This is a genomic window from Paenibacillus tundrae, from assembly GCF_036884255.1.
Taxonomy (GTDB): domain Bacteria; phylum Bacillota; class Bacilli; order Paenibacillales; family Paenibacillaceae; genus Paenibacillus.
This window is the reverse complement of record NZ_CP145605.1, coordinates 1,996,255-2,012,090: the sequence shown is the minus strand read 5'-3', so window position 1 is coordinate 2,012,090 and position 15,836 is coordinate 1,996,255. Positions and strand designations below refer to the sequence as shown.

14 protein-coding genes are annotated in these 15,836 nt (G+C 44.9%); 2 read left to right on the top strand and 12 right to left on the bottom strand.

Features of this window, described 5'->3' with window-relative positions; translation table 11 throughout:
- Positions 1–86 precede the first annotated feature (86 nt).
- Positions 87–935, top strand: coding sequence for a DegV family protein (locus tag V6W81_RS08950; RefSeq protein ID WP_338542721.1), 849 nt, complete (start codon positions 87–89; stop codon positions 933–935).
- Between the two features lie 214 nt (positions 936–1,149).
- Here the strand turns inward: V6W81_RS08950 and pdaA are convergent, their stop codons facing one another.
- The 3 genes from pdaA to V6W81_RS08935 all read right to left on the bottom strand — a co-directional run bounded on the left by pdaA (position 1,150) and on the right by V6W81_RS08935 (position 4,189).
- On the bottom strand, positions 1,150–1,929 hold the full coding sequence (pdaA, locus tag V6W81_RS08945; protein WP_056698387.1) for a delta-lactam-biosynthetic de-N-acetylase: 780 nt from the start codon (positions 1,927–1,929) through the stop codon (positions 1,150–1,152).
- Between the two features lie 93 nt (positions 1,930–2,022).
- Positions 2,023–2,829, bottom strand: a complete 807-nt coding sequence (locus V6W81_RS08940) for a hypothetical protein (RefSeq protein ID WP_338542720.1) — start codon at positions 2,827–2,829, stop codon at positions 2,023–2,025.
- Between the two features lie 130 nt (positions 2,830–2,959).
- Positions 2,960–4,189, bottom strand: coding sequence for a glycosyltransferase family 2 protein (locus V6W81_RS08935; RefSeq protein ID WP_338542718.1), 1,230 nt, complete (start codon positions 4,187–4,189; stop codon positions 2,960–2,962).
- Between the two features lie 168 nt (positions 4,190–4,357).
- On the opposite strand from V6W81_RS08935, the gene cysC reads away from it, so the two are divergent.
- Positions 4,358–4,996, top strand: coding sequence for an adenylyl-sulfate kinase (gene cysC, locus V6W81_RS08930; protein WP_145047930.1), 639 nt, complete (start codon positions 4,358–4,360; stop codon positions 4,994–4,996).
- A gap of 169 nt (positions 4,997–5,165) precedes the next feature.
- On the opposite strand, the gene V6W81_RS08925 is transcribed toward cysC, so the two are convergent.
- The 9 genes from V6W81_RS08925 to V6W81_RS08885 form a co-directional block, all read right to left on the bottom strand.
- Positions 5,166–7,082: an ABC transporter ATP-binding protein gene (locus V6W81_RS08925; RefSeq protein ID WP_338542717.1), complete on the bottom strand. Its 1,917-nt coding sequence runs from the start codon at positions 7,080–7,082 to the stop codon at positions 5,166–5,168.
- A gap of 4 nt (positions 7,083–7,086) precedes the next feature.
- A complete protein-coding gene (locus V6W81_RS08920; protein ID WP_338542716.1) occupies positions 7,087–8,274 on the bottom strand; it encodes a nucleotidyltransferase domain-containing protein in 1,188 nt (395 codons plus the stop codon).
- A complete protein-coding gene (locus V6W81_RS08915; RefSeq protein WP_260985389.1) occupies positions 8,264–8,758 on the bottom strand; it encodes a lasso peptide biosynthesis B2 protein in 495 nt (164 codons plus the stop codon). The genes V6W81_RS08920 and V6W81_RS08915 overlap by 11 nt, the downstream gene beginning before the upstream one ends.
- Positions 8,759–8,761: 3 nt before the next feature.
- Positions 8,762–9,061, bottom strand: coding sequence for a lasso peptide biosynthesis PqqD family chaperone (locus V6W81_RS08910; protein ID WP_145047933.1), 300 nt, complete (start codon positions 9,059–9,061; stop codon positions 8,762–8,764).
- Complete coding sequence (locus V6W81_RS08905) at positions 9,058–10,005, bottom strand: aldolase (RefSeq protein ID WP_145047934.1); 948 nt, start codon at positions 10,003–10,005, stop codon at positions 9,058–9,060. The genes V6W81_RS08910 and V6W81_RS08905 overlap by 4 nt, the downstream gene beginning before the upstream one ends.
- 220 nt (positions 10,006–10,225) lie before the next feature.
- A complete protein-coding gene (locus tag V6W81_RS08900; RefSeq protein ID WP_174715277.1) occupies positions 10,226–10,366 on the bottom strand; it encodes a paeninodin family lasso peptide in 141 nt (46 codons plus the stop codon).
- A 63-nt stretch (positions 10,367–10,429) separates the two neighbouring features.
- Positions 10,430–12,361: an asparagine synthase-related protein gene (locus V6W81_RS08895; protein ID WP_338542713.1), complete on the bottom strand. Its 1,932-nt coding sequence runs from the start codon at positions 12,359–12,361 to the stop codon at positions 10,430–10,432.
- The gene (locus tag V6W81_RS08890; RefSeq protein ID WP_430701164.1) at positions 12,358–13,632 is read right to left on the bottom strand and encodes a sulfotransferase family protein; all 1,275 of its coding nucleotides are present in this window, start codon (positions 13,630–13,632) and stop codon (positions 12,358–12,360) included. The genes V6W81_RS08895 and V6W81_RS08890 overlap by 4 nt, the downstream gene beginning before the upstream one ends.
- A gap of 473 nt (positions 13,633–14,105) precedes the next feature.
- A complete protein-coding gene (locus tag V6W81_RS08885) occupies positions 14,106–15,443 on the bottom strand; it encodes an MFS transporter (protein WP_338542709.1) in 1,338 nt (445 codons plus the stop codon).
- Between the last annotated feature and the right edge of the window lie 393 nt (positions 15,444–15,836).

The window sequence follows — 15,836 nt, the reverse complement described above, 5'->3', positions numbered from 1 at the left end:
TCGCACGAAGCAGCAACATATACGTTGCAAACGTCAAACATATGACATACTTTTTATTCAAATTATCATATCCAAAGGAGATCAACATGTCACGAATCAAAATTTTTACAGACAGCACCAGTGATCTGACCCCATCGTGGATTCAAACGTATGACGTTGGAATTATTCCGCTCTATGTTGTATTTGGCGAGGAATCATTGAAAGACGGTGTTGAGATTAAACCGGAGCAGCTATATGAGCGCGTAAGTAGGGATGGTCGTCTCCCCAAAACAGCTGCGCCTTCTCCAGCGGATTTCATGACGGCATTCCAGCCATACATAGACCAAGGGGATGATATCCTATATATCAGTTTATCCTCTGAACTTTCTTCTACATATCAAAATGCCCTGCTCGCCAGCTCTGAATTCCCAGAAGGGCGAATTTCCGTTATAGATTCCTTGAATCTCTCATCCGGAATTGGACTGCTTGTCATGAAAGCAGTTCATGCAGCGCAGAATGGTCAAACCTTATCAGAGATCACACATTTAATCGAAGCCCTCAAACCCAATGTGCGGACTGAATTCGTCATTGATACGCTGGAGTATTTACATAAAGGCGGTCGATGCTCTGGCATGCAAAATCTAATTGGCAGCCTGCTGAAAATCCGCCCCGTGATTCGAGTTACAGATGGTAAAATGGCTCCCGCTTACAAAGTTCGCGGCAAACGCGAAAAGGCTCTGGAGCAAATGCTGCAGAACACATTAAGCAATAAGGAGCAGATCGATAAGGATCTGATTATCGTAGTGCATACGATGGCAGAGGAAGATGCGCTTGATTTGCAAAAGTCACTTCAAGAAGAGACAGGCGCTCGTGTAGAGCTAGCTACCGCAGGATGTGTGATCTGTAGTCACTGTGGTCCCAAAACGATCGGTATTATTTATAATACCGCATTGTAACATCTGAATGTCACATTCCAGATGATGTGGAGCTGCTTCTATAACGATTTTATATTTACAAAGTAAAGGGCATCCTTAGTTATAGCTGAGGATGCCCTTCTGTATTCAAGCAGATAATATTTTTCTAAATTCCTAATTTTGATGCAATTTATCTCAACGTCAAAATATCCTCAAAACAACAGTTGATCCTGTTTCAACCTGTCACTAAACTTCATTAGTAGCTTTTTGTTTTGAGATCATCCAAGTGTTTAAACACATATCCTTGCCGACGCGCTTCATCAATAATGGAACCGAGTGCTTCTGTGTTATCTTTGGAAACCGAGTGTAACAGAATAACCGCACCTGGATGCAGCTGTTTCAGCACCTGCTGACGTGCGTAATCCGCCCCACGTTGTACATTAGTATCCCAGTCTTTATACGCCACAGACCAGAATACATTCACATATCCCTGTGCATGACTTTCTGCAAGCGTACGATTGTTAAAAATACCTCGTGGCGGACGTAAAAAACTCACCTGTTGTCCCGTTAATCGATTGATTTCAGTCTTGACCTGATCCAGCTCTGTTCGGATCTTGTCATTCGAGATTCTAGTCATGTCCGGATGGCTCCAGGAATGGTTGCCGACCACATGGCCTTCAGCCGCCATTCGTTTTACCAGCTCCGGTTGATCCTTCAGATAATGTCCTGTAACAAAGAAAGCCGCAGGCACCTTCTTGTCACGAAGCACATCCAGAATCGCAGGTGTAAACCCATTTTCATATCCGTTATCAAACGTGAGGTACAATTCTTTTTGCTTCGTATCTCCCAAGAAAATGGCATCATTTTGCTCTAGAATCGCCTTAAACCCTTCCTGATCAATTGAAGGTAACTGTCCATTTTGACTTTTTTTGAACCCGAAATGATATGCTCCGGTCACCGGCGATGCTTCAATCTGTGCCGGCAGCGTGCAGGTTGCTACTATCGCTAACAGCACGTAAAGCACCAATCGCTTCATCCAACTCGCCCCTGTTCCTGAGTATTGTTTATTTAATACAAACACCTACAGGTAATATGCCTTAGGGACAGCAAATATATGTATTTTGGTTTCTTAGTAACAGTATATAGCTTCATGAATGTACTGGACAAATTGTTGAATTTCTTCACCGGGGAGTAATGAGAACCTGCATTGTTTAACGTCTTTTTTGATCATGTCCAATTGAACTCCCCTTTCAGAACGCGTCACCTTGAGGTCTATGTCCATTGCACCCGATAATGTAATCGTTAATGTATCTTCTATGAGAGAATGAGAGGACATGTGCTTCATCCAAGCTTGCAACTGAAGTAACACTTGAATATCGAGGTAAAATTCATATATGGCTCCCCCGCGCACCTTACCCTCTATCAACTGTTTCTGCATCATGACGATACGGAAGCGGCGGTCTATCATTTCATACTCAAACTGTGTTGTTGATTGCGCAGAGTATAACGTAACACGTTCTTGGCAGCTATAGTCTTCATCTTCTCGTACACTTAACCGAGACAATTGATCCCTAATGACGCTAAGAATTGAATTTAGATCTTCTCCATTTGTCAGAAATGTATACTCATCCATATGCAATCCAATTCCAAGGTGATCTTGTCCGAATTTCCGAATTGCTAATTTGCGTTTAACGCCATCACTGCACTTTATACGTATGGAAGTAGAGAGCGTCCTCCCATCGATCATTTTTGGGGTTAACAATCTTTGCAGCTTTTGCATCTGTTTGATCTGCATGACAAAAGCATATGGCCCTGATGTATGGGAAGTTTCGTATGTATGTGCCAAATAGAATAATAAGCCTCGCTTGATCGGAACGGTCTGCATATAGGTTTCTTGATTTTGCTGAGAATGCCATGTCGTAATACTTACTTTCATACAAAGAAACCTCCAACTAAGCTGTCACTGCTCTGTGCCTTCAATTCGATTTGATTCGATTCAACCTCATATAGTATACCAAAAAAAGAGTCCCTCGGAGCCTGAGATTCCGATGACTCTTCTTCGTTAACTAGGCGCTGGCCTGAGCTTTCTCCACCTCTTGTAAACTTGTACTCTTGGTATGCTCTGTTCTAATCCATACACGCTTCGTAAAAGTAACCAACGCCCACATAAATAATGGAATGTAGGAATAACTAATGAAGAGCAGGCTTGCATAAGATTTGAAAAGATTGATCTTGTGAGATGCATCTCGGAGCGCAATACCAATATACACTACATTAAATAGAATCATCGCTCCATATAACCACATCGGCACAAATGGATCATACAATTGGTTTCCAAATACCAGTGATATATAAAACATCATACTCATTGCTGTAGCGACAACTACTTTCCCTGGGTTAAGAAGATACATCGCCCCATCAATCGCTGACATATCACGCTTCGTGATGCCTCTCCAGATCAGTGGAAAAGCATATTTGAAACATACGTCCCAATGCCCCCTAGCCCAACGTAAACGCTGAACACAGCTGAACCAGAAATTCGTTGGTTTCTCGTCATACACTTTGGCGTAATGAGACCAATGGGTTTTAACGCCTTTCAACAATGCCTGCATGGTGAACTCTAAATCTTCGGTTAAGCTGCGCGCAGTCCAACCAATCTCGTTAAACAATTGGCGTTCCACGCAGAATCCTGTGCCACCAATTGCATTTCCGAGCCCCAATCGAGATTTGGCTAATTGCCACGAGCGGTTCATCATATAATAGCTGGTTGCATAAGACATCGTGATAAAATTATCCTTGGGATTCTTCGTATCCAAATAACATTGAATGATCCGATGGCCTGCGATGAGATGGTTATTCATTTCTTTGAGATAGTTCGGAGTTACCAAGTTATCTGCATCGAAAACGCAAATTCCTTCATAATCATCAAGGTCGATCATATCTAGTGCATATTTCATCGCATACGGCTTGCCTTTAGGTTCACCAGGCATATAATAGTGTTCCAGTACAATGACTTCCTTTTCACGACCAATATCGGCGGTGCGATCAGAGCAATTATCGGCAATGAGACAAATATCGAACAACTCCGCTGGATAATCAATCATCTTCAGATTGTCTAGTAGATCTCCAATGACAACCTCCTCGTTATGAGCAGGAACAAGCAGCAAGAACCGACTCTTAGGAGCACGCATTTCCATCGGTTTCGCTTTGCCGAATCCAAACAACGATATGATAAACCAGTACCCAAACCAGATTAAAATGACGACCTGCAGCGCGATCAAAATTGAACTTAACATGCTCCCTATGATCTCTCCATTCCATACCATATTATGATGCAGAAATCGGTTCTTAATTGAGAATAAATACCTTACATAGCCTATGATTGATAGGTATAATTTGATGCTACAATCTTGAAAAGATGTTAAAATATTATACATATACTACATAGGAAGAGGCGGATATCTGTGACGAGAGAAGAACGTAACATTACCTGGCAACAATCCAGCTTAGATCGACAAGAGCGCGAGATTCGCAATGGTCATCGCAGCCGTACACTGTGGTTCACAGGTCTTTCCGGTGCAGGGAAGTCCTCCCTTGCCTTTGCGTTAGAGAAGCATCTATATGACGCAGGAATACGTTGTTATGTGCTGGACGGGGACAATGTGCGTCATGGACTTAATCGGGATCTTGGCTTTACCGCCACCGATCGTCAAGAGAACCTACGCCGTATTGGTGAAGTATCTAAACTGATGGTGGATGCTGGATTAATTGTTCTCTCAGCTTTTATTTCTCCTCACGCAGAGGATCGCGAAATGGTCAAGCAGTTATTCGAGCCTGGTGACTTTATTGAAATCTATGTTCGTTGTTCTATTGAAGAATGTGAGCGGCGTGATCCAAAAGGTTTATACAAGAAAGCTCGTAACGGGGATATCCTACATTTCACTGGGATCTCCGCACCTTATGATATTCCTGAGGAACCTTCGCTCATTATCGATACGGAACTGCTCTCTTTGGACGAAGCTGTAGCTGAGATCGTAAGGCATCTAGAGCAGACCGATTCTCTACAACTTCCCCTGTCTACAACCACGAACCGGATCGGATAAGCTCTTACGGCAGTTTTCATGTTCAAAGTTTGAAGGTAGAAGGTATGAGGCTGTAACTGTCAGTTCGCAGACGTATGTTAAAGATATGAGGCGCAGCTATAGTCTGCGCCTCTTTATCATGCACAACATGAAATAATGCTTACATCACTCAACACCTATTGCTCTACTCCTACTGACCTACTACGCCTGCCTGCATATTGAGCAACTTACTGAAGGTTCCAATAGGATCGGTGGACAGCTGCTGGTAACCGCCCTGCTGAATAACCTGGCCTTCATCCAGGACAATGACACGATCGGCTGTACGAATAGTAGACAAGCGATGGGCAATAACAATGATCGTTACATGCCCTCTTAAGCGTTCGAGCGCTTCATGAATATGTTGTTCATTTTCACTGTCTAATGCACTTGTCGCTTCATCTAATACCAGCACGGAAGGATTGCGCAACATCACACGTGCAAGCACTAACCGTTGACGTTCACCACCGGATAACCTTATGCCACGATCACCAATAACGGTATCTAGACCCTGTGGCAATTTGCGTACAAAGGACGCCGAGGACGAAAACTGTAACGCTTGCCACATCTGTTCTTCGCTGGCATCTGGGTCAACCAAACGCAAGTTTTCACGAATGCTCGTATGAAACAAAAATGGATCTTGGGGCACATACCCAATGGAGCTTCGCCAAGCCAGCAATGAGCTTTCGGTGAGAGGTTCACCATCAATAAGAATCTGACCACTCTCCGGTCGTATCAGACCCATAATAAGATCGATCAGGGTACTTTTTCCCGCACCGGATTTACCTACAATAGCCGTCATGCCTTTGGCCGGGATTGTGACATTCGCCTCACGAAGAGCATACGTATTACTTCCCTCATAACGATAATTCACATACTCACAGCTAATGGAGCGCAGTAATTCCAAGGGCTGAATGGGACGCATATCCTCCACCATACCACTCGTGCTCACTTGAGCCTGGGCTTGGGATTTCGCTTTCATCCGCATGGAACGCGGACCAGGACTAGACGGATCAGAATCAGGCTGATATGCCGCACCTGTGAGGGTATTATGTATTTCACGACTTTTCTCCGTTTCCAGCTGTAGCTCACGAACAATCCGAAAAGCGGGCAGCATGGAGCTGATATACTCCAGGTTAGACTGAATGGAAGTGAATCTCGGCCACAAACGGGAGAAAATAAGAATAATAAGCAGCAAACTTGCTGGGGGCACATTTAGGACACGCATCGAGAGATAGATAAACGCAGCAATAATGACGGCTGAAGATACCTTGTGGATGAACTGTGTTCCACTATTAAGCTTGCTAAACTGGATAACATTACGTTCGATTCGTTTGCACATGCCGTCAAACCAATGAATATGAGAACTTTCGAGCATGTTACTTTTGATATCTTTTATCCCGTTAAAATGTTCTGTTAACCCGTGGTAATAATGTTGCGAGAATTCAGATGTCTGATCTCCGATTTGCTTAGCACGTTTGACGAACTTCCTTAGAACGAAGAACAGCACTAATCCACAAACCAGTACGAGTGTGGTTAGTTTGGCTGATAACCAGAAAGCAAGACCGATCTGAATACCCGTAAAGATTAACGAGGCCGCCATTTGCAGCATAATATTCGTACCTTGGCTAACCCGTGCCAGTTCAGTCGTTAATATATGGTTAAAATCGGATTTTCTTTTTCGGAGAAAAAAAGGCCAGCCCGCCGCGAGGATTGAACGATAGGTTTCTAGGCGTAGTGTCCGTATAAACTGCTGCTGGATTTTGGTGTTTCGAATCGTCTGCAGACGTTGCAACCATGCCTGACCTGAGAGGATAACAACAAAAGTTATAAGTACCAGGAGCAACTGATTGTTCTGAGATAACCCACTTAAGGCATCAGAGATCCACGGGATCTGAATCCCGGCCGAGTTCAGCTGGAACACTCCAATTAAGCTCAACATCGGAACTAACATATAAATGCCGATGCCTTCCATCAAGCTGATACTGATCATCCCTAGTAGATTCCAATAGAGTACCGGTCCAGTTACACTACGTAATTTACGCATATAAAATTGAAGTTCTGAGAGCATCGTGTTATCCCCTTTCCGCCATCGTGTTCCTTTTCATTCGACGCCAGAACCAGAGGAACGGACGTAACGGAAAATATAAAAAGTGCAAATAACGTGGGAGCGGAAACTGTTCCACATCCCAAGTGCTTGGATACAATCGTTCAATGAAAAAAAACATTTTCTGTCTCCGACTTCTCAGTGCAAACAGATAAGACTGGTAACTCTTCACATGTGCAGGGCTTTCAACCATCTCATGCATAAACAGCACACCGTGTCTTGCAAGCCGATCTCCTGTCTTGGAATTCAAGGATAACAGCGAATGATAGCTCGAGTTCAGAGGTGTATTCAGCAGAGCTGAGACTAATCGCAGAGCTTGCGTTCCAATCGCCATACGTCCCTCTGCTTTCAAACGTTTCGTTAGAAGATTTGTATCCATCGGCATCGTACGGATCATCTGATCAATATCCAAGAGCCAGCGTAATCGGAACCAGCCGTGTCTTGCACCATGTGTCACCAGGTAAACCCATAGATCTTCTCTCTCCAGCATTCGAACAGGGGTTTGAGTATACGGGCTCAATCGGCTTCGTTTCCACAACACCTCAAAATCTGACTCTTTGCCAGAATCTGGATTCAGACGCCAATGCACCTCTACCTGTGTTCGTTTGACCGGATGCATATAACACACATGATGTTCTCGCCATTTCCAGCTCTGGACTGCGGTAATACGTGTGCCTTCCTTCGTTACATACCCTAGGGTCTCTAGCACTTCTTCTGCGGCTGCTACATCCTCCAAAGGAATAAGGATATCCAGATCCTTCGATGTACGCATGGATATCTCGCCATACAGATCGTGAGCGAGAGCTGGTCCCTTCAGCGTGATATTCCGAATTCCTTGTCCAGCCAAGGCACCGCACACATGCTCCATCTCTGCTGTTAGATGTAACATGCGAAATGTATTCGCCGTGTACTCCTGCCTGAAACTTTCCACAACGTTTGCTGGAACAAATGACATATTGCCATGTTTGATCTTTAGATATAGCACCGAATACAGCCGATGATGATATACTAACCGCATAAATAGATTCCAATCGATGTTCTCCGCCATCGCTTCTAGTGCTGATGATTGAGAGGTTGGATCACTCTGGATCATGAACAACATCAGCTTGAGTTCCTGCGGGAACCCCGTTGTATAATCTTCAAATTCAAGATTCATAGACAATTTCCCCAGATCCCTTCTCTGAACATTGTTTACCAAACACACCAACTACGGTGTATTGATCCATCGTGTCAGCTCCAGTCACGATCAGCTTTCCACTTCTGAGCCAGGCGTGAGCCATCATCTGCCCTTCTTTATTTCGAGCAGTACCCATATAGAGCGTACTACTAATGTTGCGTCGTTCTAGCATTTTCATTGCAGCAATAGCCATAACGAGACATCGGCTTTGCCATGGTGTGATTTTGCTTGCCAACATAATCGCTTTAGACACATTCCGTAAGGCGACGATTTGACTACGATTTAGGCCAGTCATCGGGGTCTCATGCATGGGGATGCCGAGCCCTGGAGCAATTTTGGCAAATGGCATTGCTTTGAGAATGCGCGCCAGTCCGAGATAGAAGAATGCTTCCCACAACATAAGACGGAGAGTCCGTGTCAATGAGAAGTACGCTTTGATTTTGCGAACCATTTTCCGAAACATTCTCTATGCTCCACGGGTGACGTTAATTAATCCCTCACGGGTCAAATGCTCCAGAAACTGAACAACCTGCACACGACAAATCTCAGGATCAATCTCATACTCCGAGGCAAGTGCATCTACCAGCTCAGCCAATGTGCGCTCCTCCGCAATCAATTCCCAGATGTGTCCCCCTGTACTGCCCAGATTGTAATACCTGCCACTTTGAATGCTCATCATGACCTTCTCACCGCCCATATCACTGACGAGATGGCCTTCCTTCTGTACAAAGCGATCCTGTTCTTGGATTGGTTGGGTCATATTCATTGTTCTGTATACACTCCTTTGCGTACATGGTCTACGATCCGATCTACCATCTCAAACGCCGTAAAATCAGAGCCTGACCTCGTAATTCGGTGAACTTCTATACTTGCAGACAACCTAGAGACGGTCTCGAACAACCATTGTGCGAGTCCTTGACGTGATACAAGCGTGCTTCGAAACGTATGTGTACACAACAGGTGCAACCGCTCCAATCCCGTGACTTCTGTCATTTGAATGCTTGCTGAAGCTTCCTCCGGCCTCGGATCTAATTCGAATATTCCCGCAAGAGGAACAGCCCGATCATGAAAATAATGCTGAACAGGTATCGCATATTTTGTTACCTCGGCATGAATGGTTGCATAGTTCTGCTCGTTCATCCCGAAGCCATCTAAGCTGGATTGCCATAACTTCTGTTGAGGATATCCCGGCGATACAATGGCTCTTCCGCCTGCATCCCACGTCAGTGCAACCACATCATCGGTCATAAGCGGGTAACCGCGTGAGGCAAGTGCGGCCGATAATGTAGACTTCCCTGCACCAGAGTGACCAACAAATGCATAGGCCCACCCATCAATGACTACAGCACTCCCATGAAGTGGAAGTATGCTACGCTGCATCATAATTACAGCCATACATGTGCCCAGAATGTATAAACGGACTTTTTTCTCTTCAGCTCCCGGTTCAGGAGATACCAGGATACGCCGTCCTTGCTCCATGAAGAAGAGTCCTGTTCCAGCTACCCGAAAAAAAAGGCTCCCTTCTCTGCATACAAAGTTACTTTCCCCCACATCCCATGACTCCCACAGGGCAGTTAAATCGGTGGACTCTATGTATACGTCCGTGGTCTTCGTCATCGGTTCATGACCGCTTGGCACAATCCGGAGCTCGGGCATGTGAATCTGGCTTATCCAATGTAATCCATAAGCTTCATAACGCAGAGACAACATAAACGCCTCCTCTTGGCAAGTTATTAAACATGCATATTTAAAGCATCTGCTTGCAGTAGTAAGCATAATGAGCTAACGTATTTTGAACGGTACGGCCGACCCATTAAAAAAAGTAAAAAAAGCCCTTATATTGGTGTTGCTTAATATAAGGGCGGAGGCGAAAAGAAAGCTATTGCCTTTCCGCCCTTTAAGTATAATGACAATGCTTATTGCTTCTTACTTAGGAAACAGGTGGATCATACAGATCAGCATCGTGTTCTGTGATCCAGTCGATTTGTCTGTAACCTTTACCTGCGAGGGTTTGGTTTACTTCCAAAACTTCAAGTGCTGGAGCTTGCCATTGCTTTTTTTCGATTTGCATTGTGTTCACCCCCTTTCATGAGTGCATGTTGGATTAGGCACCAATCAATAGCACCACCCGGTATCAGAATTGCCGGATATACCGATACACAATGAGGCTATGCATCATTAAGCGCAAGTCAGGATGCGATGCAAGCTCAGGACGAGGCTGAGGTATGTTTTGAAGAGCTGCATAGATTCGATCCGTGTTTAATATGCCAGCTACTCGACTATCAGAACACAATGCCCGAATTTCACTTGTGAATGCTCCCCAATCCGGAATCATACGATGTAACCAATCGGCTGGCTGAACACCTCGTACACGCTGATTCAGTCTCACATTATCCGGTAACTCGGGTGACGTTGCCCGGCGGATTAATGATCGGTCTGTACCTTGATTAACATACTGCTCAATCGGTACAGAGAGGCAAAACTGTATCACACGTGCATCACTCGTAGGATCTCGTTCCCAGGCACGATAACGGAGTGAACATTTTGTTGCCATTGCCCCATTTTTGCTCGCAATCGCCAAATTGTTGAACTTCTCTGCTCTCACTTTCAGGGCGTCTGCCTGTGCCCCACCTTGTAGCACAACCAGTGAACCCAAACGATCCAACACGCCTGTTTTTTGGGCGAATTCAGGATGAATTAATTGATTGGTTGCGTGTGGAATTCCACCACTTCGAGATGACTGAAATCGCTCTGGATACGCCTTCTGCGCTGTGATTCGAGCAATCCGTGAAAATTTCATCCCTGTACGTTCACTATATTGCTTCATTTCTTTGAATAGTCTCACCCAGCGTCCACTTCGCATTAAGCTTGCGTAATATTCTAGTGCCGGTCCCCAGGAGATCGTAAAGTTGCCCCTTGCTCCAGTGAGTAAAACGCCCGCATCCTGCTCACTGGCCTTTTCGTAAAAGCCGCGAATCCAGAACGAATTTTCAAAAAATTTATACGGCATCTCCATCATCTCAAGCCATGTATCCACTTCACTGAAGGGACTTCTGCCTTCAAAATCCAGATAATTCTCCGAAATGTTGCCTACATGATTCACCGTAGATCGAATGAAAGGTCGTTCATCTGCAAGCAATGTTTTGGGTGTATAATCTTTGAAATCGGACACAGGGACATAACTATAGGCGTTCAGCTTTTTCCCTTGGCTTCGCAATGTACCTGAGGCAAAACCAACAACCGCTCCTGAGTCAAGGCCACCGCTTAAGGCAGCAGCGACTTGCCGATGAGTCCGCAATCGTGTGCTTACAGCTTGTGCAAAAACATCACGGAATGCTTCTACATACTCTCCATCTGATTTGAGGCGAAGCGGTTCAACCTCATCCCAGCGATGATACTGGTTCAACTCGATCTTACCGTCTCGAAAAAGCAGCGTATGAGCCGGAGGCAGCTGCCTCACGCCCCGATATGCAGTCAATTGAATGTCTGCTGCGCCATGCATTGCGGGGATCGCGAGAAACTCAGCTAACCAGGATTCGCTTAATTCTTTGGAAACACCCTCCAAGGACAACAGAGGATTCATTAGGGTGCAGAAGGCAAAGCGCTGTCCATCATGGCGATAGTACAGGGATCTCATGCCCGTAATATCTCTAGCCGCAAACAACGTACGCTTGCGTTCATCCCAGATGGCAAAAGCAAAGTCTCCAAGCAGCTTGCTTGTCACGTCTGTCTGCCATCGTTGATAAGCTCTTAGAATTAACTCACTATCTGCCAACTCAGCTAATTCTCTTCTGGATATCTGCAATTGGTCTGCTAATTGCTCCCGATTGTCCAAGATAGCATCGGCGGTAATAGAGAGGCCGCTAGCCTCGTCATATAAAGGTGTTTTTTCATGAACTGATTCTGGTGTAATCCACTGTGCATGACAGCTTAGGAATGCTTCATTGCCTTTCCACACTCCTGTCGTGTCCGCTGGAATATGACCCAAGCTGGCATACAACCGCCAACTATCTTCCCACAATGCTTCTTGACCCTCGGTGTGAACAATCCCCGCAATGGCGCTCATGACTTTCCTCCCCGTAGAATCTTGCGCTGGGATGCCCAGGCACTAAGCTGATGACCAAATGGAATCAAGGATTTGATCCGCTGTATCTTGCTTTGCGTCGAGGCTAGTTGCATCTTTAATCGCTCGCGCTCGTTATATCCTCGCTCTAACCGATGATCCGCAGCCCGTAATGCAGCTTCCAATTGCCTTATCGTTGCTAATGCAGCTAGCGTTGGATCGGGTGCTGATGCTTGCTGTGTATCTGTAGCATCTGTTCTTTCAAGCTCGGAATGTATTGCTGCAGCTTCAGGCTTTATTCGGTAATGAGGCTGCCACTCACATCCGGTTGCTTTTGTGAATTGACGTGTAAGTCGTTCCACAACCTCTTGATCTGCGCTGGCTTCATAACGTACACCCGTCCATTGCTCCGCTTCCTCTAACTGCTGGCTGTACCCCATTCGATGAAACAAATCTGCTCCAATAGTTCGGCAATATAGCTCAACTTCTTGATGATTAAGTATACTTTTCCAGTTGTTAATTGAATCCTTGTGTGCTTCCTGATGTGATGCCAAGAACGGATCGCCTACACCCATGCTGTAGAACATATTGGATTTCGTTGTATCCACAAACCGTCCATATTGCTCCATGCCCTCTTCGTAGCTGATCCCGAGAAAGGTACATAAGTTCTCCAGTTCGTCCTTGGGGCTTGCGACGAGTTGTTCATACTTTATCTCATAAGCTTGAGGATGCTCCACCTCAAAGTAATCATTTAGTCTGAGCAAACCTAAGGTCAGGTCAACGGCTCTCATATTTAATTCGGGACTTTGTAAACTCTGAATGAGTTCGAATCCATTGCCTGAGTTACGGTTAACTTTTTTGAATGATGCAGCAATGGAAAGTGGATTACGCTGGAGATGAATTCGCTTGGACTGTGGAAAAAGACGATCAAGCCATTCCAGCATATAATAGTAACGCGGAGATTTATCTACAACGAAGTCTGCCCCGCTGCCTTGTAGGAAACCATTATAGATTTCTAGGGCGAACCTTCGACATGCTTGTTCAAATACATCCTCAGACACCATCGCGCTATAGAACTGACGAATGATGGCATTTCCACCATAGGGGCGAGGTTCTGCTTTGGCCAGATCGACCAGACTCATTAGGAACCACATCTCTTGCGTGGCAAATATGCGGCTGTGATTTTGTAACATGACGGTGGAGAGTGAACTTCCACTGCGAGGGACACAAAGTAAAAATACAAGTCCGTTACCTTGAATATCTACCAATGGCATCCTCTCCTTTTGTTTATATAATAAGCATGCAGTTGGTATACTCAGGAAAGCTCGAGGATCAGACGTGATTTCGTATGCCTAGACAATATATGTACTTTCGACAACGTTTTTGATACGTTATGTATTCATAGTTTTACTCTATGATACAAAATGTATCATGTCAATCTTTTATTTTCAATTTTTCATAATTTTCGTGCGAATCTTCGTTGCTACCGTAGTTGAATCACCCCTCCATACCTATTCCGGTCATCTTCTCATTTATGACTTGTCGCCAAATAAAAAAACTCCAGGATCTGTTCAACGAATGAACTGACCTGAAGCTCTATAGGATTATGAGATGGATTCCAGTGACAGATAAGATTCATAATCTCATGTTTAGCTGATATGTGAATTGAACTATAGAATATTTACACTTGCCACTCCGATGACAGAACAACCTTCCGATCGCTGTTCCCCCAGTGCTACGCTTGAAGTTATCCTGATACATTGATATCTGATCCAACCTTGGGCGAATGTCCGCCCCACTGCTTCTGATCTTCCTGGTCCGCAAGCTGAGCATCCGTAATTCCCTGCTGTACTTTGACCATTAACAAGAAGGCGATGCCTGCAACAAAGAAGAAAATTAAAGACAGTATCCCCCAGCGACTTGAACCCGTTAATTGACCTACCAGTCCGAACACAAACGGCCCAAAGATAGAGGAAAATTTGCCTGTTATGTTGACGAATCCAAAATACTCCCCTGTCCTGCCAGAAGGCATCAGATTACTGAACAAGGAACGAGCCGTAGACTGACTGACGCCCTGTACCACACCAACAAGCCCGGCAAGTATATAGAAATGAAGCGCCTCTGTCATGAAATAACCGAGAATAACGATACATATGTACACAGACAAGCTTACCAGCAATATTGGTTTAGCTCCCCAACGCTGTGCCCAAGCCCCCAGTAATAACGTACATGGGAAACCAACGAATTGGGTGATTAACAGCGCAAGCATTAGATCCGTAGTCCCAATACCGATACTTGTCCCATAAATAGTCGCCATCAGGATAATGGTATTAATTCCATCATTAAAAAACCAAAAGGCAACCAACATCCGTATTAATTGAGGAAAACGTAACATCTGTTTGAAGGTTTGACGTAGTCTTCGTGCACCTACTCTGGCGTATCCTCCCCACGATTGTGGTAAATCTTTTGCCGCAGGACGGCGTGGAGCGAAGCGGAAGATTGGGATAGAAAACAGCAACCACCAGATCGCTACAGAGATAAAGGCAAGCCGAGTACCTGCTAATGTACTGTCCAAGCCGAACCAGCTTGGCTGTTGTATCATTAACAAGTTGAGTGCTAACAACAAACCTCCGCCGATATAACCATATGCATACCCCTTCGAAGAGATCATCTCTCGCCGTTCGATCGGCACAAGATCAGGCAACATGGCATCATAAAATGTATTACCGCCCGCAAAACCTATCGTAGAAATAATGAGCAGTACGGAGGCCAGAAGCCAGTCTCCTTCTCCTACAATACTGAATCCTAATGTAGCCATTATGCCTATTAAGGCAAATACTCGTAGGAAGTCCCCTTTACGTCCCGATAAATCGGAAAGTGTGCCCAACAAAGGTGTGAGTAAAGCTACGCATAACATACCAATGGAATGCGTGTACGCCAAATAAGACGCGGCTGTATCCGCATCTAGTGTCGCTGCTGCTACTGAAGCATAGAAGACAGGAAGCACAGCTGCTAGCACTGTTGTTGCATAAGCCGAATTAGCCCAATCATACATAATCCAAGCTTTAACCGCCCGTTTCTCCAAATAAAACCCTTCCTTTGCATACATCCTCATGTGGGATGCTGGATCATTTCCATTTCGAGGTTGTTCCAAATGTCCGTTGTGGCTTACAAAACACGTTTTGTAACAACGTACTTTTTGAACTCGCACCTATCTATTCTAAAGGAAGTTTATCATACTTGTTCCCGCTTTTTGTAAATTATCGCAATGAAATCGTGATATAACATGTATTCCAATCAAATTAGTCTAAAATAGCGCTTAACGTCCCACAGGATGCGACTATTCCGAAGGATTCAAAGCTACTCGCTTCATAAATGTATCATTTTATATGCTCTCTCATCACATATCGTCCCCGCCCGTGAATATACTTAATTACCGACAGGCCAAACTGTGCCGCGTAATCAATGGGGGGTGCCT